Source organism: Rhizobium giardinii bv. giardinii H152 (assembly GCF_000379605.1).
GTDB lineage: Bacteria > Pseudomonadota > Alphaproteobacteria > Rhizobiales > Rhizobiaceae > Pararhizobium > Pararhizobium giardinii.
In genome coordinates this window covers 1-1263 of the sequence record NZ_KB902618.1, presented here as the reverse complement: position 1 = coordinate 1263, position 1263 = coordinate 1, and the positions used below count along the sequence as shown (strand labels likewise).

Sequence of the window (1263 nt, the reverse complement as noted above, 5' to 3'; positions counted from 1 at the left end):
TTCAGATGGATAGAACTTATACCGTCCATTGAAGCCTTTCTCTAACTGCTACAAGCTCGTATTTCTTGTGCGAGCGGAGAGAAAATTTCAGAAGCAACTTCCCGTCCATCTCGTTTTGCGATACTGGTATGGCTCATCGCGCGAAGGACGCCAGACGTGGATTTTAAGAAGTTAAAATACTTCGTTGGCATAGCCGAAGCAGGCGGTTTTACCCGTGCCGCGGAACATATGAACGTCGCACAAAGCGCGCTCAGCCTTCATGTTCGCGAGATGGAGGACAGTTTAGGGACCAAACTTCTCGTTCGCGAACGTAGCGGCGTCACCCTGACGCCGGCCGGAACGCGTTTGCTGCACCATGCGCGCATCATCTTGAACCAGGTAAGCATCGCTGAGGAAGAGCTTACCAGTAAACCGAAGATACCCGTGGGCGAAGTGTCCATCGCCCTACCATCCGGACCCGCGCGCTTTATGGCACCGGAACTGCTCAACATGGCGAACGAGCGATTCCCAAAAGTTTCGCTCAAGATCGTCGAGGGGATGAGCGGTTCGATTGAAGAAATGATGCTTGCCGGCCGATTCAACCTCGCCGTCTTCTACACCATGAAAGATGACGGTTCATATTACGACGTACTGGCCGAAGAGGAATTTTGTCTGATCATCCCACCGGGCAGCCCTCCTTTCGAAAATACCGTCTCGCTTGATCAGCTGAGCGCCTATCCCCTGGCAGTGCCCATGAATGTGACCAGCGTCCAGAGAGCCGTGACCGACGTAGCAAAGATGCACAACGTCGTCTTGGACGTCCGGTACGAAATAGATTCGCTCTCGACGATTATAGACATGGTGGCGGACGGCAAAGCTCACTCGATCTTGACGCCTTCCGCGGTCCAGCGCGAAACGTCGCTCGGCCTTGTACGAATGGCCAAAATCATGAATCCCTCAATATCGCGGTCGGTGGTTCTTGCGGTGAATGCACGAGATGAGCGCTCGGCCGAAGTTGCTGCCATTAGGGGGCTGCTTCCAAAGGTAGTGCGGCAACTGATTAAGGATGGAAGATGGCAGGCCAGACTGCCGCAATCACATTGACCTCGTTAGGAACTACCGTGAACAACGAGTTGGCACTGATGAAAGCGACTTTTCCGGCTTCGCTGGAGCAGGAACAATCAATTCAAAGCACTCGTCGTGGCTGCGAATTCCTGCCCTCTCAGCTATCGAAGCTAGCGGGGCAACTTCACCAGCCAGCACTCATCCATAACGGATCAAGAT

1 protein-coding gene is annotated in these 1263 nt (G+C 53.5%); it reads left to right on the top strand.

Translation table 11 applies throughout. From position 1 onward, the window contains the following. The first annotated feature begins 156 nt into the window (after positions 1-156). Positions 157-1083, top strand: a complete 927-nt coding sequence (locus tag A3AY_RS0110865; protein ID WP_026203322.1) for a LysR family transcriptional regulator — start codon at positions 157-159, stop codon at positions 1081-1083. Positions 1084-1263 lie beyond the last annotated feature (180 nt).